The following is a 24,144-nucleotide window of genomic DNA, read 5'->3' on the forward strand; positions in this document are numbered from 1 at the left end:
TGTTATTCGACAGTTACCGACTTAGCCAAATTACGAGGTTTATCGACATCCAGACCTCTGTTAACGCCGATATAATAAGACAGTAGCTGAAGTGGTATAACGGACAACAGCGGAGCTATAATTTCATGTATTTGCGGCACCGTCATCACATCGTCTGCGAGATCTGTTACCACACTATCCCCCTCGGATACGACGGCAATAACTTTTCCCTTACGGGCTTTGATCTCCTGGATATTGCTGACAATTTTTTCGTGATAGCTGTCTTTGGTGGCAACAAACACCACCGGGAGGTTTTCGTCTACCAACGCAATGGGCCCGTGCTTCATCTCGGCCGCAGGATACCCTTCAGCATGTATATAGGAGATTTCTTTTAACTTCAGCGCTCCTTCCAACGCTATCGGGAAGTTATAGCCCCTGCCGAGGTATAGAAAATCGCGGGCGTCGCTATATTTGGCGGCAACGGCACGGATAATCATGTCCTGCTTATCCAAAATCTGCTGTACATATTCCGGCACCTTAGCCAGATCGGCTGACAAGCGATCGTATAAAGTGTCTTCGATTGTTCCTTTTATACGGGCAACCTTCAAAGCTACCAGATAGAGCACTGCCAACTGCGCAGTAAAGGCCTTGGTACTTGCCACCCCGATTTCCGGTCCGGCATGGGTATAAGCGCCGGCATCAGAGAGCCGCGCAATAGAGGAACCGACAACATTGACGATACCGAAGATTGTCGCACCTTGCTTTTTGGCGTTTTCGATGGCTACCAGCGTATCAGCCGTCTCCCCACTTTGGGAAACAGCGATAATAACGTCTTTGTCAGTGATAATGGGATTTCGATAGCGGAACTCGGAAGCATACTCCACCTCCACGTTGATACGGCAAAGCTCTTCAATGACATATTCAGCCAACAATCCGGCGTGCCAGCTCGTTCCACAAGCCACAATAATAATGCGATCGGCAGCTAAGAGCTTGTCGGCAATCTTTTCAACGCCGCTTAACGTAATAGTCTGTTGCACAGCATCAAGACGGCCCCGAAGCGAATCAAAGATGGTCTGGGGCTGTTCGAAGATCTCTTTTAACATGAAATGGTCAAACCCACCCTTTTCTATCGCTGCCAGCTCCATATCCAGCTTCTGTACAAATGGTGTGATCCGCTCATTACCCAGATTTTTAAGAATAAGTTCGTCGGGACGCACGATCGCGAGCTCATAGTCATTAATGTAAACCACCTCTTTGGTATAAGCCAACATCGGGGAAGCATCAGAACCTAAATAATGTGCACGATCGCCAATACCTATCACCAGCGGGCTGCCTTTTCGCGCTGCGATAATGGTGTCCGGCAGATCCTTGTCCAGCAAAAGTATAACGTACGCTCCCACCACCCGTTTGAGTGCTACGCGTACAGCTTCTTCCAAGGAACAGTCGTTATTGATCTTGATATCTTCGATAAAATTCAGCAGAACCTCCGAATCGGTATCGCTTTTAAACGTATACCCTTTTTGGACCAGCTCGCTCTTAAGCTGTGCATAGTTTTCGATAATCCCGTTGTGGATCATCGCCAGATTACCCGATCGTGAGTAATGCGGGTGCGCATTCCGATCGGAGGGCTCCCCATGGGTCGCCCAGCGCGTGTGTCCTATCCCCACCGTCGCCTGTATATTTTTCCCGTATACAGATTCCTCTAATGCCGAAACTTTACCTTCTTTTTTATATACTTCTAGCGATTCTCCGGTATGTAGTGCGACGCCTGCGCTATCGTAACCACGATATTCCAATTTTTTCAATCCGTCGATTAGAATCGGATAAGCTAAGTTGCTACCGACGTAGCCAACAATTCCACACATATAGTATTAAGTTTATTGTTAATAGGCCATAAATATAAAAATTTTCTTCACGCAATCGATTGATTAACGAATTTTTAACAGAAAACTTATCCGGCGTATACTCGTTATCTATAATATAACAACAGCAACATAGGTATAATTATGAGAGCAATTTGGACAGGAGCCATTGGCTTTGGACTGGTAAATATTCCAATCAAAATTTTCAGTGCCATACAGAGCAGCCAGCTGGATTTTGATATGTTGGATCGGAAAGACCTGGCAAATATCCGTTATAAGCGGGTAAACGAGAAGTCGGGCAAAGAGGTCGAATGGGATAATATCGTCAAAGGATACCTTCTCAAGGATAAATATGTTGTGCTGGAGGACGCAGATTTTGAGGACGCGATGCCCGAAAAAAACAAGATGATTAGCTTACAGACTTTTGTTAAAGAGAAGGATATTGATAGCATCTATTTTGATACGCCGTACTATCTGGAACCTCAAAAAGGCGGTGAAAAAGCTTACACACTATTATGCAAAGCACTGGAAAAAACCGGTTCGGTTGGGCTAAGTACGTTCGTTATGCGTACCATGGAAAACTTAGCCATTGTACGGCCCCACAAAGGGATGCTTGTGTTAAACAAACTGCGGTTCGAAGAGGAGATCCGGGAAACGGGCGACCTGAAAGTTCCGAGTTCACGTCTCTCAAAAGCCGAAATGGATATGGCTACACAGCTCATCAAACAGAACAGTTCAGATTTTGACATTTCGGGGTACAAAAACGAATACAGTAAAGAGCTGTTAAAAATCATTAAACAGAAAGCGCAGGGAAAACGCGCCACAATCCGAAAAATCAACGTCGATAAAGAAAACACCAAGGCTTCTGAGCTGCTGGCAAAGCTGAAGGCCAGCCTCGCCTAGAACGCCTGAATGGCCTTTTTCAGATTTGCCGTCTGGTCGAAAATGTCCGCCCAGGGATCTTCTATGGTCGCTATCCGATCTAACACTGTCGACATGGTAAACTGCCCGATGGTTAAGCCATCCTCGACCTCCGACCAAGCTAAGGGACAGGATACCGTAGCTCCCGGTTTCGGCCGTACAGAATACGGTGCCACGACGGTTTGAGCCCGCTTATTCTGCATATAATCAAGGTACAATTTATTTTTGCGTTTGGATGGCGAACGTTCTAAACTGGTGATATCTTCGTGCTGTTCATGTACCAGCTCTGCCACCATCTGAATAAAATCACGGGCGATCTCGAAATCGTACTTTCCGCCAACATGTATATAAATATGGAGACCGGTGGAACCCGACGTCTTCACGTAACTCTTAATATTTACCGCATCAAGGATCTCCTTCGCCGTCCTTGCAACAGCGATTACCTCGGAGAAATCCACGCCGTTTGGATCCAGATCCAGCACGGCAAAGGTGGGGTTTAATTTCTTTTTGTATGGGGCCAGCCAAGGATTGATCTCAATTGATCCCATGTTGGCAATCCAAAGCAGCGTAGGCAGATCGTTGCATATCAGGTAGTTCACCGTGCCACCCGTGCTTTCCGATGACAACTCCACAGTCTTAAGCCAACCCGGAATGCTTGAACGCTCCAGGTCTTTTTGAAAGAAACTCTGTTCGTGTATACCATTAGGATAGCGATTCATGGAAATCGGCTTATCCTTTAGAAATGGAAGCATAAGCTCTCCTACCTGCTCGTAGTAGGCTATGAGATCGCCTTTTCGTATTTGATCTTCCGGCCAGTATAGCTTTTTTTGGTTAGTCAGCTTTACGACTTTGCGGCCAAACTTAAGTTCACGCTCGTTGACCATATCCCGTATGGGCTCAATCCGCTTAATTTCTTCAATCTTTTTGTCGTCTCTGAGCGCCTTAAATACGGGATGCCTAAAGTGGCCTTCTCTCGTCCACTCTGAAAAGACTATCTCTGCGATCAGCTTCGGCTTTACCCACACTACCTTATTTTGATTGGCCACCTTGACCGTCTTGTCGAATGGCTTATCGGACACTTTTAGTTTCTGCAGCTCATCACCCAGCTGCTGGAGCTGCTGATCGTTAAATCCGGTGCCTACATTTCCAGCATAGACCAAACCGCTGTCACTGTATACGGCTAGCACCAGCGCGCCGAAAGCTTTGCGTCCACCCTCGGGCCCGGTGTATCCCACGATAATCGCTTCCTGAGATTGCTGTAATTTGATTTTACGCCACAACGACGAGCGCCGGCCGGAAAGATACCTGCTCTCGGCCTCCTTTGCCATTACGCCCTCCCAACCTTCCTTCTTGGCCTTCGCCAGGGCGGTGGGCAAATCGTCCCCGACGAAATCGACCAACTGCAATTGGGGATGTTTCCACTTTTTAACGAACAGCTTCAATAGCTCTTTTCTTTCGACGACCGGGAAGTCGCGGAGATCATTTCCATCCAATGCTAATAAATCGAATACATAGTACTTCAACCTGTATTTACCGGGAAGGGGCTCTCCATGCTGCAGGAGCTGAAAATTAGACTTACCCCGGCTATCCTCCGCCACGATCTCCCCGTCGATGACGGCTTCTTGCGACACGTCCTCGAAGATATGGGCAATAGACGGAAATTTTTTATTAAAGCTGACCTGATTACGCGACAACAGTTTCACCTGTTTTCCATTCAGTTCCGTAATGGCCCGAAACCCGTCTAACTTCTTCTCGAAAAACCAGGCGGTATCGTCGGGAACCTGTTCGGATAAGGTGGCCAGCATCGGAGCTACTATACTCCCGTCTGCAGGCTTATCCTCCTCGGTATCCCTGTTTTCGGGCACCTCTTTGTTTCGGCGCTTCGTTGCTGTCGGCGTTGCCGATTTTTTCGACTTCCGGAACTCCTTTCCCCGCTTTTTTACAGCTTCGCTTACATGGTCTTCAGCATCATAGTGTTCTTCCACTGCATATTTATCCTTATGCTTGATCAGCAGCCACGCGTTCTCTTCCTTTCCGTTCTTCAGTTTTACGAGCGCGAATTCGCCTCTCAATCGCTTTCCATGCAGCACCACCTTCAGGTTACCCCGCTTTAAGCCATCTAGAAGCTCCTTCTCTCCTTCCCCCTCCAGGGGTGTGTAGGACCCCTCATCGAAAATGGTCACCGTGCCATATCCGTAGTTTCCTTTCGGTATTTCACCTTCAAATGTCCGATAACTATATGGATGATCCTCGACCATCATCGCCAGCCGCTTATCGGCAGGATTGAGGGAGGGTCCTTTGGGAACCGCCCAGCTTTTTAGGACGCCGTCCATTTCCAACCGGAAATCGTAGTGTAGTCGCGATGCATGGTGGCGCTGCACCACGAAACGAAGCTCTTTTCTCTTGGGAGCCACCGTCCCTTTGGGTTCGCTGGTCTGTGCGAAGTCTCTTTTTTTGTGGTAATCGTCTAAAGGCGTCATGTCCATAGAACACAGCACCCGACCTCTTGGTTTTCAGGAACATCGTCGTTAAAACCCCTGTCTCGTCATTTCTCCCCAGCTGTGCTTCTTTCTCAGGTAATCAATAACCCCTCGTTCAACGGCTGGGCTACGGCATGAACACCGGATACCTGCTTCTCGAAGGATGGCGTTAAGGGTCGTCCTTTCATCTTTTTTGGTGTCTAGAATCATTACGGGTGCTTTTTCTAAAATCGTAAACCGACAGACGGTATCTTCCCGCGGGATATCTTCCAAATTCATTCCAACACGCTTTGATATACAGGATATCTTCTCCCATCACCGCTATCAAAGCAATAGGCATAGCCCAGATCCAAGATAAACGGCATGTGTTCCAGGAGCGCCTCACCGTAAACGACAAATAACATCAGATGATACAATATGTTTTACGTTTAATTTGCTTCATTTCCTCCTCCAAAAACGATGACACCGCCATTAATTATCTCAATTGTCACTAGCGGAAGCCTGTGATGGATCTTGAAGCCGTCTTCGGGAAAAGAAAATACATAGATCCTAAAACAATGGAGGCGCTGTCAAAAGATATCAGATGTTTTTCTATGTTACTGCAGATTGATTTTAATACACATTTGCCCTGGCTGGACGGGTGGCTTCCCTCCCACCTGTGCCGAACTGAAACAAGAAACTGGAGCCGCGGACGGAAACGCTTTGAAATATCGTATATGGTTACGGAAGCTCGAATGTCAAAAATTAGACACGGTATATCATGGCTGCCGATCCGGTACAAAGATCATCAGATGAGCTTCGACATTTTCGCACCAATGATCTGACAGTTTGCGATACTTAGCGTATGGTCGCGAGGAGCTATGGCTGGCGTAGAACACGGAATAGACTGCCCCCCCAGATGCGGTGCAGCCTACCCACTCATTGTTCTTGATTTTAAGCCTCTTTAAGCGACTTCATGTCGATAACGAAACGATATTTCACATCGCCTTTTAACATACGCTCGTAAGCTTGGTTTATCTCCTGGATATTAATAATTTCCACATCCGAGGTAATCTGATGCTCGCCACAGAAGTCCAACATTTCCTGTGTTTCAGCGATACCGCCGATCATCGAGCCGGCAAAGTTCTTTCTCCCGGGGATCAACGAGAATGCAGCTACCGGAAGCGGCATCTCAGGAGCTCCGACCAATGCTAACGTTCCATCCGTCTTCACATGATGGAGGTAGGCGTTGATATCGTGGTCTGCCGACACAGCGTCTAAAACAAAGTCCAGTTTGCGTGATAGCTTCATCTGTTCGGCGTCCGTCGATAGAACCACTTCGTCGGCCCCTAACCGCAGCGCGTCTGCTTTCTTTCTTTCAGACGTTGTAAAAACGGTCACGTGGGCACCCATCGCGTGGGCAAGTTTGATAGCCATGTGGCCCAGACCGCCGATTCCGACGACTCCGATCTTTTTGCCCGGACCTACCTTCCAATGGCGTAACGGCGAGTAGGTCGTAATGCCCGCACAGAGTAGCGGCGCTGCTGCGGCAGGATCCAGATTGTCGGGTATATGCAGCACAAAATTCTCATCAACGACTACGCGCTCCGAATATCCTCCGAACGTTTGTATGCCGAGATGCTTGTCCGGCGAGTTGTAGGTCTGGATGTTTCCGACCTCGCAATACTGTTCCAGACCTTGCTTACAGTGCTCACAGTCCTGGCAGGAATCTACCATGCAGCCCACACCTACCATGTCGCCCACTTTGAACTTAGCGACATGTGCGCCGACGCTGATGACTCTTCCGATTATTTCATGCCCCGGAACACAGGGATACACCGTTCCGTGCCACTCGTTGCGGGCAGTGTGCAGGTCGGAATGACATACCCCACAATATAAAATATCTATCTCCACATCATGTGGAGTCGGTGTGCGACGCTCAATGGTCAAAGGCTGTAAGGGAGCCGAGGCCTCCCGTGTACCGAAGGCTTTAGCCGCCGTTGTTATTGTTTCTGACATATTCATCTCATTTTTGATTTATCGATAATTTATTCCTAAATAGATAGCCCAGATCAAATGTCCTGAAAAATTTTTTCACGATCGAGGCGTAACTTAGGTCTCCTGTCGGGATGGTTCGTATCGTTTTCGTCTTGCACGCCCAGCGCCACAGCGAAGAGGCTTCTGTACTTGTCGTCACCTAAGATACCGTCATATTTGTCAGGCTCGATACCCTCCATCGGTGTAGAGCCGATATCCATCTGTGCGCAGGCTGAAAGCAACACGCCGAGCGCGATGTACACCTGGTTGACCAGCCACCGGCTGATTTCCTCGTCGCCGCTGGGCTTGATCATATTGTAATAGTAGTTAACCGCTCCTTCAGGCAAATGATCCTTAATCTGCTGTTCAAAAGCGGCCACGTCCTTTATCACCTGAAATACCACGACGCAGCTGCTATCCAGCACACGCTGCTTGTTATGGTAGGAGAATGGAGCCAGCTGCGTTTTAGTTTCCTTATCGGTGACGAAAGTGAATTTCCACGGTTGGCTATTGATGGATGACGGGCTAAGTTGAAGGATTGCCTTCAGCTCGTCAAGCACAGTCTGCGACAGCTTAACGTCAGGTTTATATTGCTTTACGGTATACCGCTGTTGCATTTTTTCCAAAAAATTGCTCATGTTTATGTTGCGTTGTTTGATCTTATACTATACATTTGATAGTTGCAAAACTAAGTAGTGTTATTCGGTTATGCAATAACAGTCAAAAAGGATAGTATGATGTATATTATAGACGATAAGGAGTACCCATGCCGCACGAGTGTGACGATGCGGTTCATCGGAGGAAAATGGAAAGCGGTAATTTTGATCTATCTTGTCGATGGAAGCAAGCGTTATAACGAACTCCGAAAGCTGATGCCGACGATCACGGAACGTACGTTGGGATTACAGCTAAAGCAGCTGGAAGCCGACGGCCTTATTGCCAGAAAGGTTTATACGTCCAAGCCGCCCCTGATGGTGAAGTATTCGTTAACGGAATTTGGAAAGAGCCTGGCCCCCGTGCTTCGCGAAATCGCCAGTTGGGGGGGGCGCGCTAACGAGCTATCGCCTAAGATAGCTGTCAGGAAGCCGGCACAGCACTGATCTTCATACCTGCGTATAACGATGAAAAAATATGCTTCAAAAATAGATCTGATTATTGTTCTCCCAACGGTAACTATTATGGGCGCTTCGGCCCTACAGATAATTATTAAAGCCGTGAACGCTACGCCCCGCGAGGAAGGTATTGCCGAATGGTTCTTTGCTGTACTTTTGCTTGGCCTTGTCGCCCTTACTATTCATCTCGTCTTAACCACCCATTATGTCATTGACGGGCAACTGCTATTTATCCGGTCGGGCTTTCTGCATAAGATCACACTGGAAATCAGTACGATCAGAAAAATCGAGGAAACAAATAATCCTATCAGCGCTCCCGCAGTGTCGTTTGACAGGTTGGAAATCTTTTACAACCGGTTTGACACGGTTCTCGTGTCGCCAAAGGACAAACAAGGATTCATAGAGGATCTCGTTAAAGTAAATCCTTCTATAGTAATAAAATCCCGTTACAACCGCGGATAAGTAGCTGCGCTATTGTTTTAATTGCTCTTTTTGTAGAAGCCGACTGCGAAAACCGGTAATACAACCGTCTTCATAAGTGTCCCGAAGGTAGACTAGGGCATAATGGAGAAAGTGACGAAAAGCAGCTATTAACCAACGATATAACATGAAAGAAAACAATTTGCCCAGCCTAAGCGACGAGAAACTCATACAAAAAAGAGACCGATTAAACGGAGTAATAATCGGTTTTGCCATAATCTCTTTCCAAGCTATATGGTAGATCTGGACCGCCATCTTGCTAGACTAGCTGAGTTCTTGTGCCGCAACTTTAATCCCCTCGCTCAGTTTGTAGTTGTCACCGCGTTTCCGGTATTTCTTCCGAATGTACTTCTCCATTATGCTTTCCATGCGAAACGAAAAGTTAAATTCAACATGTAAACAAGCGACTTGCTTCTAATATAAGAAATTTTTACCTTTGAGAAACAGAATAAACCATAAAAACCTGCATCTTCTATCTCCTTAATTCTCCGCCAAAGTCCGCCAAAGTCCGTCAAAGTCCGTCAAAGTCCGTATTTCCTACCATATACCTTCGCCCCTACTCTACATCAGGTTCGACACATCTTCGATTGACATTCGGGTTTCATTCGACAAGGCTTCGCCCTGGATTTGAGATGCGGCCAAAGGTTTGTCGAAGACCCGGCAATGAACATCCGCCGTGTCCCGATGCAGCTTAACCGATTTCTCGAACAAGAGCCTCAAATTTCGTAACCACTCCTCGTTCTGCCATACAATGCGCAAAACCTTCGGCGTACATCAACAGGCTGATTGGTGAGAACATATATAGTAGAAAGATGGCAGCCTGCGCTGTCCCGGAACAGCGCCTGAAGAAAACCGTACAAACACCGCCCCTTAACCGCCCTGTGGTCGGGTCGGCTCCAAGGTTTCCTCGGGTGCGCTTCGGGTCGTGCTCGGGTCCCAGTCGAAGCCACCCCGAGGAAACCCAACGGCCACCCCGAAGAACGGCAGGTAAAAGGGCGAAGAAAGGGCGGTGTTGATCAGGTAAAGATCTACTTAACCATTCCAGTAGACCTTAACCCGTTCAATAGCCTGCTGCCGGAACTGTCCTTCGTAGTTCGCTCATCAACCAGGCACATAGCTTATCGTTATTCGCTTTGTGCTTTAAACCGGAAAACTGCCCGCACGGGCAAGTGGTCTGATATTTGACCAGCTTCTGTGACCACTCCGCCATCTACCCGTTCAAGGGCCTCATTATAGAAAATATAGTCCAACCTTGATGAAGGGGTTCCACTGCTGTAGGTATAGGGGATAGTAGACATGTCCCTCAAATCGACCGTCCTAAGGCCTTCCCGGAGTATCGTTTCAATGGTTGGATTCTCTTCATCCGGACTGCTGTTGAAGTCGCCCACCATTACCGTAGGATACTGAGCACTGTACCGCCGGTACAAACGCAGTACAGCTTTGGTATGTCTTTCGCGCGTATCCCTGTCAAAGGCCTCCAGGTGTACATTGATGACCATGACCTCCTTGTCGTGTATAACGACCTTAACCACTTGAGCTAGACGATGAAGGTAAAATGCCCGATAGTAAAAGGGAACAGAGGCAACTTGAGCCAGCGTGTCCACCAGGTGTTCCGTCACGGGAAACTTGGATAAGACCGACTGCCCGGAGAGGACTTTGCCGAAATGCACGCTTGGCGGCCAATATGGAAAGGGCACATACCGCTTATCCCAATTGACCGCCCGGGCTACGAACGGGTAAATGGTATCAGCTAACTCGGCTTCCTGATCGACCAAATAGCTTCGCACACTCCCATAGTCAATCTCCTGCAAACACACGATATCAGGTTTCAGATGTCCCAGTAAGCCCACGGCCTGCTGGAGATTGGCTGAAAACAAGGATTCATCCCGCTTGACCGGCTCATTATTGGTCATCCCACTGAGGTAGCCAATGTTATAGGTCATGATGGAAAACACGGTATCCACTTCCTCCCTGCCGACCCCGGCACGAAGGCTGTCCGTACGCAACAACACGTGCTCCGTTGCAGAGCGGTTGGGCTGCTGCGCCCAAAAGTAAAACGCGGTGGCAAAGCCCGAGACAAGCAGGAGGATGGCTGCCACAATCCGGATGATTATTTTCATGGGGGTATCCATTAAAACGTTATCCTCACTTGGGCACCGACAACACTTCTGCTGCCGCCAATGTAGGTGGGGAATCCAATAGTGTCTCCGGTATTCCCGGCGTCGATAAGATAGCGCGTATCAAAAACATTTTTGCCGTAAGCACCAATGTCATAGCGTATATTATTCACCACAAACCGATACCCGGCCGTGAAATTGGCCAGCCCATACCCTGCCTGATACAGATCTTCGCGGTTGCTGTCTTCAAAATATATACCTGATTGGTAAGCGTACGAAGGCCGCAGGTAAATGGACGAACGGCCGTTAACAGAGATATCGGCATCGAGTCCGATGGCAAAGCTGTGCTCAGGCGTCAGGCGAAAACGATTGCCCGCGTATTCCTGCGGATTCCCATTTTCGTCTGTGTCATTGAATTTTCCATCAATGTACGCATAGTTACCAAAGACATTGACGGTGGGCGTGAAGAAATACCGCAGACCGGTTTCGATACCGAAGCTGTGGGCTTTGCCCGCGTCGTCAGCCAGCAGCATCGGCGCAATGCTTCCTGGCACTTGCTGCAACGACAGCGTCTGGAAATTGTACCAGTCGTAGTAATATGTTGCCAGCTCGTACCCCAGTTTACCGTTGGCTAACAACCCTTTAAGACCTGCCTCGTAACTCCACACCACCTCGGGTTTCAGGTACGTCGTCTCGGCAGGCAATATCGAAATAACGCCCGGTCTCCTACCCCGCGAAACGCTGGCATACACGTTGTTGCGGGCGAAAAGATAGTTCAGCGCCAACCGCCCCACATAGGAGTAGTAGTCTTTGCTGGCGTATATCGTACCATTTGATACCGGATTGAGCAAATTCGGTGATCCATTGTTGGCAATCATACCAAATACGCTTGGCGGCGAAGCGGCATCGGCCTGATAGCCTCCACGCTGAGCCTCATATGTGCCGCGGAGGCCAGCCGTTAGCTTCAGTTGGTCGGTCAGATCGAACGTACCGTCTGCAAATAGCTCCACGGCCTGATTCCTTCCATAGTTCGTGTATGATTCGGTATGCAAACGATTGATGGGACTGCCATCCAACAAGGTGACCAATGCAATGAGTTCCTCGGGGAGCGCGGGAGGCAACATACCCGATTGAAGGAGCTGTTGCCAGGTGATGCCCGGAGGCAGGCCCCCCGGAACCAGCTGACTGATTAAGCCCAGCGCTAATGGTTGCAAGTCGGGCAAGTTTTCAACAAGTTGGGGTTGCCCGTTCGCAATAACAGGCTCCGTATGGAAAAGCTGCTGTACCTGCTGGGTAAGTGCTTGTACTTGTGCGTCGGGCAAGCCCAGCGACGTGCCAAGTTGACCCAACTGTCCAGACAGCTGGGCACTCAGTACCGGAGCGATGTACGCTGGATACAATGCGCGCTCGTCTATCCGCAACGGCACCTCCTGTGAAGAGTTTTCATAGAAATAGCCGGCCCCAACGAATCCGGAGAAGCGACTTTTGTTTTCATAAGTCAGCCGCAGTTCCTGGCTGTATTGCGTTCCTTTCGCCCGTTCGGAAACCCATAATAGCTGGGCCGGGGTACCGTCGGCATCGAAGGACTCATCGCTGTCGAAGGCCCGGAACCCTGAAAGGGACGACAGCCGCCATGCATTACTCAACCGATGGTCCACGAGTAGCGTTGCCCCGCCTACATGCCGTTTGATATACAGATCTTCTCCCTGTTCCAGATCGGCAAAAGTAGTAGGATCGGTATCGCCACCCGCCGGCGCAAAACGCCGGCTCTTGAAACTTGTACCTGGATAGTTGTCGTATTGGTAGTTCAGGATGAGATCTGCCGTAGTGTTTGAACCTGCCCAAAGGCGTGTGCTGTTGCGCAGTGCGATTACTTCCTTCCCGTTGAGCCTTCCACCGGACAGATTGCCAATGAACCCATCCCTGCCTTCATAGCTGAATGCCAATCGATTGGCTAACATACCCTCTGTGATCTGGGTATTGATATAGCCATTGACAAATCGATGGTTATAGGCTCCATATCCCCCATAGATCTCCGCCCCAAAGCGATCTTGTGCCTTATTCTGGATAATGTGCAGCGCTCCGATTTGCGCGCCCCGGCCAAAGAGTGTACCCTGTGGACCTTTGGCTACCTCCACCCGCTCGATATCGAACAGCTCGACCACCGATGCCCGCGACCGGGATATGGAAATGCCATCCTGAAAAATGGAAATACGCGGCTGCGTGCGCGAGTCGCCATCATCCGACGTAATACCCCGGATCACATATCCTGGATTGTTCGGGCTTTGCAGTTGTACCTGCATGCCGGGTATAAAAGTTGACATTTCATCCATCTGGCGCATGTTGAGTCGGCTAAGTGTCTCGCCAGACATGGCGCTTACCGTAACGGGCACTTCTATGCTTGTCTGTGTACGGCGCTGTGTACTTACAACGACCTCCCCGAGAGCAATCTGCCCCCGCTGAAGCCGTATTTCGTCGAGCCGTACGTCCCCACCGCTAATTTCTACCGATCGGGAGTAATTGACGCGCCCTTGATAGGAAACGACTAACCGATAGGTAGCCGGGGGGATTTGCGCGAGGTGAAATGTGCCATCTGGCTGCGTCGTGGCCTGAAAACCAGTGGTCTCCAAGGCAACAGTTGCCCCGACCAAGGGAGCTCCCGTTTCGTCTACAACGCGACCGGAAACACTATGCTGCTGCGCATAACAAACCATGCTAGCCGCTGGAAGCAGGAGCAATGTGATAATAAATGTAAAGATATAACGCATAATCATCGCTTTTTTACAAAGCTATTGTTGCTGTATTAAGCCTTAATTAACGTATTATGAAGTTAAATCCTATCCCTGAACTTATAGGCGACACAACCGCTCCGCGGTCTATTTTTTGATGATTAGCCTATCCTGGCGGCTGACATATTTCCTAAAACTCTTATGACGATGAAAAACAATCGACTGGCTGTAGGGCTTTCCAGATGATGACATTTTGCAGTCTGCTCACTACCTGGGTTTTAAATTTTCATGAAAAACACAGAGACATTTCGAGCGAGCTGAAAGCAGTTGAGTACGTGAAGGAGAAAGGGAAATTACAAATAGGGAGTAATATCAACGGTTATTCCCACTGCATTGCGGGTTTCGTTGGGAATATCGTCCATCAGCCGTTTATAATCTTCCAAACTGACAATATTTCCGTTATCATCTTTCCCAATATAAATCACCTCACCTTGTGCATTTGCAAACCACGAACCATTTAAGATGCTCATCGTGCCGACTCTGTTTATATTCAATATTCTGCTTCGGGCATATTGAACGCTGTTTAAAGCTATTCCAAAAAACAATCTTATTTCCTTTTGGTGACTAATGTCGAATTAGCAGTTATTTTATATTTCTTATCCTCAAACATGAATAATGTGCAACAAACGACGAGAAAACCTAAAATTATACAGTGCTCAGGAGTGGCATAGGAAATTATTATCCTGTGCAAACTTCAGCTTTCAGCTAGCGTTCAAAAACATCAGCCTAAATACCTATATACTTTGATGTAGGCAAACAGAACACCAACAGTAATTCACGATAAAATTCCGTGTCATATGTCGAATTATCTTTTGCGAGTAAAGAGTAGGCCTTAAGGCTCCCCAGTCAAAGTATTTTAAAATTTTTCTTTTACAGAGGAAATATATTAAGATATAAAAATCGAAACTGGGGAGCATATTACGGTCCTCAAGGATTAGTATAAACATAGCTAAACACGATTGAACATAAAACCTGCCGCAATATTAAGAAGTCAAGACGTATACAATCATAATGTTTTCGGATAGACATAATGCCATATTTAACTATCGAAGTTACACTACCTTTTCATTAGCTAGAGAAAAATATTTTGTTATTATGGCATTTCTATTTAGCTTTGAAGTTGATAATGGATAATTGATGAAAAACTTAGGGAATAGCATCTTATTGACTTTATTATTGTCTGCAATTGGTTTACTGTTCTGTAGCTTAGTATCTGCTCAAAACAAACCTAAATGGTATGTAACTGCTGGCGCTGGAGCAACCACAGTTCGGGATTTTAACGCGACATTTAGTGATCTTCAATATAGTGTCCAGGAAGCAGATGCCTCTATCGACTATCAGCTGAAGAGCAAGCCAGGTTTTCTGATCAACGGTGGAGCTGGGTTTTCAGGAACCTTTCAGCAAGATGGCCTCTTGGGCTGGGATGTGGGCCTAAATGTACGAAGCGCGGGTTTCGGGCTTACCCCGGAGCTTCTCGACCGCAAAGGGGAACTTTCCGATTTTTACCAGGACATGTTGCCCGAATTCGGAAAAACAACAAACTTTCGGTATTGGGCGCTACATATACCAGTTTCCATCACCTACCTTCCGTTTGAATATATAGGATTTAAATTTGGTGCTGACCTGTATTATCAGTTCTCTTCGAATATCACGGATAGCGAGTTTCCCTATGGAAGATTAGGAAAAGCAATGGGTCTATCTTATTATACCCCAAAATATGAGCATCCGTTTCAGATCGGGGCCCATATTGGCGTATTTGCGCCGATCAACGAGCGGTTAAGGATGGACTTGGATTTCTTTACCGACGTCACACCGAGATTGAAGATTAACCCTGTTACCCCAACTTATGATTATGAGTTCAGGGAAATGGGCGTCAGGTTGAATACGCGTTATTATCTAAAATGATAAGACCTGAGTGTATTTTTTTTATTGGAACGTTTCTCGCTATATTATTTTTTTCAAATCCGGCAAAGCTTGGTGCCCAAGTTAAAGCTGTCATTTATGTGAGTGATGCCCGTAGCGGTATTCCAATCGAAAATACAAATGTCACCAATCTTGAAACAGGAACAACATGGACAACCGATGCTGGAGGAAGTTGCCGGATTACGGTTTCCGATAATGGACGACTATCCATCTCCCATGTTTCATTTCAGGATACCATTGTCCAAGTGGCGAGCGCTCTACGCCCAATACATGTAGCGTTATATCCGTTAGAACTGAATGTTGTCGAGGTCTATGCTGACCAGCCGTTTAACAGAAAAGCTGCTCTTGGCGTAAACCGGGTTTCTTTACCTTTTCTAACTGCCTCCCCTTCTTTTCTTGGGGAACCGGACATTTTAAAAGGCTTGACGTTTTTACCAGGCGTTACAGATGGGAAGGAAGGGTATTCGCACCTCTTTGTCCGAGGAGGTAACCAAGATCAGAACCAGATACTGCTGGATGGAGCTACAATGCTCAATGTCAACCACTTCGGGGGCTACATTTCTATGTTTCAACCCGAACTTGTAGGAGGAGTAGATTTTTACAAAAACTATTGGCCGTCTGAGTTCGGGGGGTGGCTATCTTCCGTACTGGATATACGGACCAAGGAAGGAAATTACAAAGAGCATCACCAGTCCTTTCAGTTTGGCCTTGTTGCACCAAAGTTCAGCGCCAGTGGACCTTTGGCAACAGATAAACTGAGTTATCGAATCGGGATGCGCAGGACAATTGTTGATCTGGCAACCGGTGCGGTAGCGCGGAAAATCCGTAGGGGAGACCGTAGTGGTGATGTTGGCAATCTTTTTACACAGGATCTGACGGTACGGCTGGACGGCCGTCTAGGGAATAACCAACATCTTTCGCTGACAGCGTTACATGCGCGGGACAGGCATTCTTTTCTAGAGCGTTACCCCCTGTACAATCAGCTGTCAGAAGACAATTATGGTATTAATAATGAGGTGCTGGCTCTGAATTATAAAGCCAATCTTGGCATGTCCACATCACTGAGGGGCCATGCCAGCTATTCCAATTATAAGCACTTTTACGATGCCTATTCAAAGGGCGATGATGGACCCAACTATGGAGGAATGGAACACAATAGCCTAGAGACCTCAAGTGTAATAGGTAACAGTGTCAGCTCGATCAAATTTAATGTTCATGGGAAGACACACTTCAATAACTCGCTGGCGTTACATTATGGGATAGAGCGGGAAGAGTTTGATTACCGGATATCCCTCAACCGTAGTCAGGCCGTAGACGGAGAAATAACGCGTGACTATAACCAGTCCATGGAAACGACGGACATCAGCAATACAGCCTTCTCGGTTGATATTTTATATAGGCCGGGTAACAGATTTCAGATCAATTCTGGAGTTAGACTTTCCCGATATTCCTACGGCAAGTACGCCACGCTACTCCCGGAGCCGAAAATCCTTTTAACCTATCAACTCAATGACAGGTCGACAATCAATGCGGCTTTTAATATACAGCGCCAAAGCACTATGCTCTTGGGGTTTACAGATGATATAGGCCGTTTCAGAGAATTTTACATATCGAATGATGGTATTTCAGCTCTATCCCAGTCCAGACAATGGTCGTTAGGGTATTTCCGTAATCCCGTGGGGTTATTGGATAACATGTCCGTGGAACTCTTCTTTAAGGATCAATCCGATGTTGTAAAATTCGTACCCTCCACAGATTTTGATAAAGATGTGGTGGAATATTCCAGTTTCCTCCATAGAAATGGAAGATTGCGGGCGTACGGGTTAGAGGTCTTTTTACAAAAGACTACAGGAAAGCTGCACGGTTCATTATCCTATACCTACGCGAAGTCGCAGTCCGTGTTCGGATCCCTGAATGGAGGCAACTGGTTTGATTCAGACTTCGACTTTAGGCACAGCGTGAACTATCTGATGATGTATAATTTCGGAAGGGGGTACAGGCTCTCGGGAGCCTGGACCTATAAAACAGGAAGACCATTCACGGTGCCTACGAGTACGGCCGAGATAGGAAACTGGAGATCCACCTTCCCCATTATGGAAGGTCTTAACAACATGCGGCTGCCGGCCTTCCATCGGCTGGACATCAATATAGAACGAAGATGGAAGACAAGAAGGGGGAATACCAGATGGTTTGGGGTAGGTGTCTACAACGTATATAATAGGGTAAATCCATTCTTTGCACAGCCCTCGGATATTCCCGGCAAGCTGGAAGTCACGGGAATGTTCCCTGTCATGCCCTCTTTCAATATCGGATTTGAACTTTAATACGCACCGAACTATGATATTACGCAAATTTAGCAGAAATTTATGGATCGTTATATGTGCAGCGGTTGTGCTCGTCGGATGCACAGACCATAAAACTGCTATTCCATTTGAGTTCCCTGAATATAAACCCCGATTGATTGTATTGTCATCACTCGGAACTGTTTCGGGCGGAGAAGCCGTTGTGTCTTGGAGCAAGCCATTAAGAGGTCAAGCAGGTGTTGTACCGGTACTACCTAAGCTTTCTGTATTTTTATTGGAGGACGGCGTGCGCATCACCAAATTCAATGAAGTCCACGATTCTACAGGATATTTTGTCATTAATCCAAAAGATTTTAGCCCTAGATCTGGAGCTAGTTACGCCATTGAGATAGTGATGGAAGAAAAGGGAGAAAGGATCACCTCCGAAAAATGCTATTTACCAGAGAAACCAGTTTTGACGGATGTAAAGGTAGATTTAGACCCGAATGTGCCATCGTGGTATACATTGGTCTGGACGCAAGGTGCAGCTAACGAAGGTATAGGGGCGGCTGCGCTATACCCTTTCTTGATCGGCGAAGAAGGAGGTGTGGCTACGAAACCGGGACTTTCAGCCTATTACTCGTCTCCCGAATTCAGATATACGGACGGAAAACCTTTGCATGAGAGGAAAGGGAATAAACGTTTTTATCTACAGGTAAAAAACGATGGCGGGACCACGGAACTTGCAAAAGCAGTCGATGTTAGGCTTGCTTTTCTGTCTATGGAACTAGCTAGATTCAAAAAGGAATCAGATGAACTGGGCTACCTTGGTGAGTCCATATTTCAGACGGTCCGCCCCCTTTATTCCAACATTATTGGAGCAGAAGGAGTTTTTGGGTTATATAATGAAAGCTCAGTGAAAGTGAATTTCTAGATATCGGACAGGCGAAAAGAAAAAGCACACAGTATCTTTTCCCACGAGCATTTTTCCGACTAGATTATTCAAAATTTAAAACGAAATGGACTTACTGGAAGGTAAATGATATATGTCCCATATCCCCGAACTCCTACCCTAAAGTTCCTGCGGATCGAACCCAGGGCTCTCATCCTGCCACCCCGCGCACTTGGCCGCAATCATCCTGTGTGGGGGCGGTAGTCTCAGCCAGAGAAAGCTGGCACTTGCAGTGCCTTTGGCTTTTATATTATCATGGCGAGCTCAAGTAAACTTGGCTCGCCATGATAATATAAAAAAAAGCCCTCCGTCGTTGACGGAGAGCTCCCTCTTGGCTGGTCGGGGTGGCAGGATTCGAACCTACGACCTCCACATCCCAAATGTGGCGCGATACCGGGCTACGCTACACCCCGAAAAGGTATCACCTTTGTTTTGTGTGGCACAAATATAGGGCTCTTTTTTTTTCTTTGCAAATAAACGGTATAAATTCACGCTATTTTACGCCGTCAAGAAAATAGTACACAAAACGTACGCGCAAATATACCATCGGGGCTCCGTGCTATGTAAAAATGCTGTTAATATTCTTGGTCGGAAAGCCGCTTTCAACCCACCAAAATTCCCGATTTTATAGGATATTTTTTGATTATGCTATTGTATATATGAAATAAGCGCCTATATTTGTATTGTTATTTATATTTAATCTAAATAACAGCACATTATCTCTTCTCAATATGGTTGTCACAGGTGCCCTGCCTGTGGCAACTTTTTCACCGACAAACTAAATGCGCTGATTGCCCGTTATTATATAGGTCCAATGTTTGTTAAAACATCATCTCATTATTGGAGCAACTAGAAAAAAACTTGACGACAATACACATAGGCAATACTCCCGTCCGCAAGTGCAGTACACTTTCGGCACTGTTCAACACGAACATCTTCATCAAAGAAGAGTTCCATAACCCCGGCATGTCTGCAAAGGATCGGCCAGCGCTCTATATGGTGCAGGATGCGATCGCAAACAACAAAATACAACCTGGAGGCACCTTTGTCGAAGCCAGCAGCGGCAACACAGGTCTGGGCATTACACTGATTGCCAAATCCTTGGGTTATCGCTCTAAAATATTTGTGTCTAAAAGCTGTTCCGACGAAAAAATAGATGCTTTGCAGTCGGCGGGGGCAGAGATCGAAATCTGCGAGAACTCCAACGGCCTGCATGACTTTAATTCGACACAGTTTCGAGCGCAATCCTACGCTGCTACCAACGATAATGCCTACTTTACCAATCAGTATTACAACACGCAAAATATCCGTGCGCACTACAAAAGTACGGGGCCTGAGCTGTGGGAGCAAACGCAGGGCAAGATAACGCATTTCATCGCAGGCATCGGCACCGGCGGTACTATATCCGGCGTCGGGAGGTTTTTAAAAGCACAAAACAAACATATTAAAATATGGGGAGTAGAACCGCGGGGATCGGTTCTGCGCCACTTTCTGAAAAGCGGGAGCATGCCTGACTGCTTACAGCCGTTCGAGCCCATCGAAGGCATCGGAAGAAACTTTATTCCGGGATCGCTCGATGTCGAAGTTATCGATGATATCTTTCAGGTGGAGAGTGACGACGCCAAGCAGGCGGCCCGACGATACGCTGCAGAGACGGGTATCCTTATTGGCTTTTCCAGTGCCGCTATTGTCGCCTGTCTTTCGAAATACATGGAGGCGATGCGCATCGGGAGACATGACCATGTCGTCCTCTTTTTTCCAGATCATGGCAGCCGATACATCAGCAAACTTTATGCCGCCGAAGGGCAGGCGATTCATTATCCTCAACATATCCTTTAACTGTAAACATGCACACATTCAATGATATTGCTATACCTATCTCCTGGCCAGATCAGACGGCCCGGGGTGACGAAAGGTGGATGGCCTACCTTAAAAGGATAGGGATTGTAAAAAATCTGAATTTCAAGGTGGGGCACGCTGCTATTCTTCTGATAGATAGCAAGAGCGGTGAGATTCTTTATTTCGACTTCGGACGTTATCTTGTGCCGCGCGGTTTTGGACGCGCCCGATCCGCCCGCTTTGACCCCAGACTCCGGTTGTCTACAAGGGCCCATCTTACCGGGACTAAAGAGATACACAATATAGAAGAAATACTCGACGAGCTTTTTCAAAAAGAGACCGCTACCCACGGCGGCGGGCGGCTTCTCTTTTCCGTATGCCGCGGTGTTTCGTTCCAGAAAGGAGCAGCATATGCCGAGAAGCTCGTCTCGGAAGGTCCTATCCCCTACGGCGCATTTGCAACCGATAATAACAGCTGCTCCCGATTTGTCGCGCAAGTCCTTGCGCAGGCGATGGACAGTACCGATAGGAGACGCCAGCGGATCTGCTATCCCGAATGTATGAAACCGAGCCCGACAAGCAACGTTGTCAATGCCGCTGAAAGCGCTCAGGTTTTCTGTTACCACGAACACCGTTTGGAGGTTTGGCATATGCGTCGCAGAGATTCCCTTAGATTTCAGTTCGGCTTACTCAAACAGAACTTTAGCAAAAAGTACGCTGCCCTCCTTGGCGACGATGTAACGGCCGGCATGGTTGCTTGTCCTGAAAGGAAACCCCTTATACCTGCTACGGCTCAGTGGCTGGGCGGACTGGGCGAAGGAGCATGGCTACATATCGCTAAAAAGACACAATCGCAATATCTAATTTCGAAATACAGCGCCGACGGCGATTTACAATATACCATAGAAACACTCTGCATACAGCACTTTCACATAGACAGGCCGTATAGCTTTACCTACCACTTTAGCCATACACATTACACCATTTTGCAAGAGGATAACTTATTTATCTTCAAATGGAAAGAATCATCAGCAATTGAGTTTAATAATCAAGATAAAATAAAAGCGATATCATAACTATATGGAATTAACAATTTTAAAAGCAAAAATTCATACCGTCAAAGTAACAGAAGCCAACGTGGCGTACAATGGTTCGATTACTATCGATGCCGATTTATTAGATGCTGCAGGTATAAAAAAATACGAACAGGTGTATATCAATAACGCGGTCAATGGAAGCCGTATCATGACATACGTGCTCCCTGGCAAACGTGGAAGCGGCGAGGTCTGCATGAACGGAGGCGCGGCATTGCATGCCAAGGTGGGCGACACGGTTCACATTCTTGCATTTGTCAATATGTCGCCCGAAGAGGCAGACACCTATCAACCCACATTGGTTTTCACCGAGGGACAGAATCAGATTAAATCGGTGGAGAAATATACATATTAATGTCAAAGGTTGCACGCTTTTATAGGCAGTGCAACCTTTTATGTTTTAAGTCCTGTATTTTCCCTCGCTTGTTTGCTAACTTTACAAAAAGAGAAAGGCGGAAATGCAATGGCGAAAAGAGATATAGAAACGCTCGACGATATCAAGGTGTTGGTGAACACATTTTATGAAAAGGTTCAGCACGACGAACTCATCGGCCCGATCTTCAACGAAAGAATACAGGACCGCTGGCCGGAGCACCTTGAGAAGATGTATACCTTCTGGCAGACGATCCTGCTGGATGAACACACCTATCAGGGACGCCCTTTTCCTCCACACGCCCAGCTTCCTATACAGGAGGAACACTTTTCACGATGGCTTACGATCTTTTCGGCCACAGTAGACGATCTCTTCCAAGGCACGCTGGCCGACGAAGCAAAATCCCGGGGACAGAAAATGGCCGCTTTGTTCCAGATCAAATTGGAGCATATCCGGCAGTCGCCCTTCCGGCCACTTCTCTGAGCACGTTATTTCTGACCAATTTCGTCGATCTGTTGGTCAAGTAAATATAACAGAGAAGCCAATGCCGCCACACCTGACTGTAATTCCCTTCTGTCCACGGCTTCGAAAACGTCCTTATCCGTATGATGGATGTCGAAATATCGGTGCGGATCGGGACGGAAGTTGAACATCATTGTGTTGGGAAAATGCTGTCCCCATACCCCTGAATCAACACCGGGACTTCCTGCGAAGAAGCGGGATACCCAGAACTTTTGTTCAAATAGGGGCTTCCAATGTTGCTGTATCCATGCAACCTTTTCGGCCGACGATTTAATGTCGAAACCGCGCGGCGCAAATCCTCCGGCATCGCTTTCTATCGCCGCCACAAGCCGCTCTTTCTTGTCTCTAGCCGCTTCTCCGTATCGGGTCGCCCCATGCACGCCGTTCTCTTCGTTCATATAAAAGACTAGTCGGATGGTATGTTTAGGCTTATACCCAAGTTTCATGAGCGTACGTATAGCGTCTAATGTGCCCATGGTACCAGTCCCGTTATCATGGGCACCTTCTCCCACATCCCAAGAATCAATATGCCCGCCAATGGTTATAATCTCATCCGGCTTCTCTGATCCGGTCCACTCGGCTATCACATTGTGCGTATCTACCATTCCGTTCCAGCGGGATGCATTCTTGATATGTATCCTCGTTTTAGGGTTCTCTTTTAGCACTTCTGACAGCCGGTTGGCAGCGACGGCCGAAATGGCCAACGCCGGTATGCTGTCAATTCCTTTAACATAGCGGGTACCACCTGTGTGCGGAAAATCGTCGTCGGGCGACGACGAAAGCGAACGGAAAAGGTAAGCCACAGCTCCCAATTTTGCAGCTTCGGCAGGGCCTCTACTACGCTGGCTGCTATTTAAGCCATATGCTACTCCTGTCTCGACAATCGACTCGTCCCACGGTTTGTTTACGAATACGATCTTCCCAGCCACCGCATCGCCATATCGACGCAATTCACTGAGTAACTCTACTTCGATAACTTCAGCCTCCAAACCGCCTGCCGGTGTAGCGACCGAGCCTCCCAGGGCCAGCACCTTTAAGGGTTCCCGGGTCGGCAGGATGAACGCCTCTTCTTTAGCTCCCCGCTCCCAGTACGGCACCTTTACATCCTGTAAATAGACGCGATCGAAGGGTAGCTCCTGCATGAGCGACCTGGACCACTGCACGGCTTCTCCGGCCTGCGGCGACCCAGCGATCCGATGCCCGATCTCCTTCGTTAAATAACGTAGATTTTTATAAGCCTCGCCATCTACAAAGGAGGTGGCATAAATACGTTCCATCATTACGGAGTCTGGATAGGTTTGGCCCTGGCAGACACAAGATGCTCCACAAAGCAACACAGCAAATATTCCTTTCATGTACATTTCGACTTCAGATATGTTCGTTTTTCGTTTTAGCTTGCATAA

19 protein-coding genes and 1 tRNA gene are annotated in these 24,144 nt (G+C 47.5%); 10 read left to right on the forward strand and 10 right to left on the reverse strand.

What is annotated here, in order from left to right; all coding sequences use genetic code 11:
• Nucleotides 1-2: 2 nt before the first annotated feature.
• A complete protein-coding gene (gene glmS, locus BC792_RS06130; protein ID WP_148908110.1) occupies nucleotides 3-1,844 on the reverse strand; it encodes a glutamine--fructose-6-phosphate transaminase (isomerizing) in 1,842 nt (613 codons plus the stop codon).
• A gap of 141 nt (nucleotides 1,845-1,985) precedes the next feature.
• Between glmS and ku the strand changes: the two genes are divergently transcribed.
• Entirely contained in the window at nucleotides 1,986-2,744 is a 759-nt protein-coding gene (gene ku / locus BC792_RS06135; protein WP_148908111.1) for a non-homologous end joining protein Ku, read from the forward strand.
• Here the strand turns inward: ku and ligD are convergent.
• The 4 genes from ligD to BC792_RS06155 all read right to left on the reverse strand — a co-directional run bounded on the left by ligD (nucleotide 2,741) and on the right by BC792_RS06155 (nucleotide 7,896).
• Entirely contained in the window at nucleotides 2,741-5,242 is a 2,502-nt protein-coding gene (gene ligD, locus BC792_RS06140) for a DNA ligase D (RefSeq protein WP_148908112.1), read from the reverse strand. The two genes, ku and ligD, sit on opposite strands and share 4 nt — an antisense overlap.
• A 48-nt stretch (nucleotides 5,243-5,290) precedes the next feature.
• Complete coding sequence (locus BC792_RS06145) at nucleotides 5,291-5,521, reverse strand: hypothetical protein (RefSeq protein WP_148908113.1); 231 nt, start codon at nucleotides 5,519-5,521, stop codon at nucleotides 5,291-5,293.
• A 654-nt stretch (nucleotides 5,522-6,175) separates the two neighbouring features.
• Nucleotides 6,176-7,240 carry an NAD(P)-dependent alcohol dehydrogenase gene (locus tag BC792_RS06150; protein WP_148908114.1) on the reverse strand — a complete coding sequence of 355 codons (1,065 nt, stop codon included), beginning with the start codon at nucleotides 7,238-7,240 and terminating at the stop codon, nucleotides 6,176-6,178.
• 53 nt (nucleotides 7,241-7,293) lie between these two features.
• Nucleotides 7,294-7,896 carry a nitroreductase family protein gene (locus BC792_RS06155; RefSeq protein ID WP_148908115.1) on the reverse strand — a complete coding sequence of 201 codons (603 nt, stop codon included), beginning with the start codon at nucleotides 7,894-7,896 and terminating at the stop codon, nucleotides 7,294-7,296.
• 96 nt (nucleotides 7,897-7,992) lie between these two features.
• Here BC792_RS06155 and BC792_RS06160 point away from each other — a divergent pair, with 96 nt between their 5' ends.
• Nucleotides 7,993-8,358 (forward strand): winged helix-turn-helix transcriptional regulator, encoded by a 366-nt coding sequence (locus BC792_RS06160; protein WP_246154878.1) that lies wholly within the window; start codon nucleotides 7,993-7,995, stop codon nucleotides 8,356-8,358.
• 21 nt (nucleotides 8,359-8,379) lie between these two features.
• Nucleotides 8,380-8,832 carry a PH domain-containing protein gene (locus BC792_RS06165; RefSeq protein WP_148908116.1) on the forward strand — a complete coding sequence of 151 codons (453 nt, stop codon included), beginning with the start codon at nucleotides 8,380-8,382 and terminating at the stop codon, nucleotides 8,830-8,832.
• Between the two features lie 1,142 nt (nucleotides 8,833-9,974).
• Here the strand turns inward: BC792_RS06165 and BC792_RS06170 are convergent.
• The 3 genes from BC792_RS06170 to BC792_RS18310 form a co-directional block, all read right to left on the reverse strand.
• Nucleotides 9,975-10,970 carry an endonuclease/exonuclease/phosphatase family protein gene (locus BC792_RS06170; protein WP_170249971.1) on the reverse strand — a complete coding sequence of 332 codons (996 nt, stop codon included), beginning with the start codon at nucleotides 10,968-10,970 and terminating at the stop codon, nucleotides 9,975-9,977.
• An 11-nt stretch (nucleotides 10,971-10,981) separates the two neighbouring features.
• The gene (locus BC792_RS06175) at nucleotides 10,982-13,735 is read right to left on the reverse strand and encodes a TonB-dependent receptor (RefSeq protein WP_170249972.1); all 2,754 of its coding nucleotides are present in this window, start codon (nucleotides 13,733-13,735) and stop codon (nucleotides 10,982-10,984) included.
• A 314-nt stretch (nucleotides 13,736-14,049) separates the two neighbouring features.
• Nucleotides 14,050-14,226: an AlbA family DNA-binding domain-containing protein gene (locus BC792_RS18310; protein WP_170249973.1), complete on the reverse strand. Its 177-nt coding sequence runs from the start codon at nucleotides 14,224-14,226 to the stop codon at nucleotides 14,050-14,052.
• Nucleotides 14,227-14,893: 667 nt separating this feature from the next.
• On the opposite strand from BC792_RS18310, the gene BC792_RS06180 reads away from it, so the two are divergent.
• From BC792_RS06180 to BC792_RS06190, 3 genes are all read left to right on the forward strand, one after another.
• Nucleotides 14,894-15,661, forward strand: coding sequence for a hypothetical protein (locus tag BC792_RS06180; protein WP_148908119.1), 768 nt, complete (start codon nucleotides 14,894-14,896; stop codon nucleotides 15,659-15,661).
• 98 nt (nucleotides 15,662-15,759) lie between these two features.
• On the forward strand, nucleotides 15,760-18,003 hold the full coding sequence (locus BC792_RS06185) for a TonB-dependent receptor plug domain-containing protein (protein WP_170249974.1): 2,244 nt from the start codon (nucleotides 15,760-15,762) through the stop codon (nucleotides 18,001-18,003).
• A 13-nt stretch (nucleotides 18,004-18,016) separates the two neighbouring features.
• On the forward strand, nucleotides 18,017-18,895 hold the full coding sequence (locus BC792_RS06190) for a DUF4249 family protein (protein WP_148908121.1): 879 nt from the start codon (nucleotides 18,017-18,019) through the stop codon (nucleotides 18,893-18,895).
• 354 nt (nucleotides 18,896-19,249) lie between these two features.
• Here BC792_RS06190 and BC792_RS06195 read toward each other — a convergent pair.
• Nucleotides 19,250-19,326: transfer RNA gene (locus tag BC792_RS06195), tRNA-Pro, on the reverse strand.
• A gap of 448 nt (nucleotides 19,327-19,774) precedes the next feature.
• Here BC792_RS06195 and BC792_RS06200 point away from each other — a divergent pair.
• The 4 genes from BC792_RS06200 (at nucleotide 19,775) to BC792_RS06215 (ending at nucleotide 22,702) form a co-directional block, all read left to right on the forward strand.
• Nucleotides 19,775-20,752 carry a PLP-dependent cysteine synthase family protein gene (locus BC792_RS06200; RefSeq protein WP_170249975.1) on the forward strand — a complete coding sequence of 326 codons (978 nt, stop codon included), beginning with the start codon at nucleotides 19,775-19,777 and terminating at the stop codon, nucleotides 20,750-20,752.
• A gap of 8 nt (nucleotides 20,753-20,760) precedes the next feature.
• Nucleotides 20,761-21,828: a DUF6695 family protein gene (locus BC792_RS06205; protein WP_148908123.1), complete on the forward strand. Its 1,068-nt coding sequence runs from the start codon at nucleotides 20,761-20,763 to the stop codon at nucleotides 21,826-21,828.
• Between the two features lie 4 nt (nucleotides 21,829-21,832).
• Nucleotides 21,833-22,201, forward strand: coding sequence for an aspartate 1-decarboxylase (panD, locus tag BC792_RS06210; protein WP_148908124.1), 369 nt, complete (start codon nucleotides 21,833-21,835; stop codon nucleotides 22,199-22,201).
• Nucleotides 22,202-22,309: 108 nt separating this feature from the next.
• Entirely contained in the window at nucleotides 22,310-22,702 is a 393-nt protein-coding gene (locus tag BC792_RS06215) for a group III truncated hemoglobin (RefSeq protein WP_148908125.1), read from the forward strand.
• A 5-nt stretch (nucleotides 22,703-22,707) separates the two neighbouring features.
• On the opposite strand, the gene BC792_RS06220 is transcribed toward BC792_RS06215, so the two are convergent.
• Entirely contained in the window at nucleotides 22,708-24,096 is a 1,389-nt protein-coding gene (locus BC792_RS06220) for a M20/M25/M40 family metallo-hydrolase (RefSeq protein WP_170249976.1), read from the reverse strand.
• Nucleotides 24,097-24,144: the final 48 nt, after the last annotated feature.

Source organism: Sphingobacterium allocomposti (genome assembly GCF_008124885.1).
Classification (GTDB): Bacteria; Bacteroidota; Bacteroidia; order Sphingobacteriales; family Sphingobacteriaceae; genus Sphingobacterium; species Sphingobacterium allocomposti.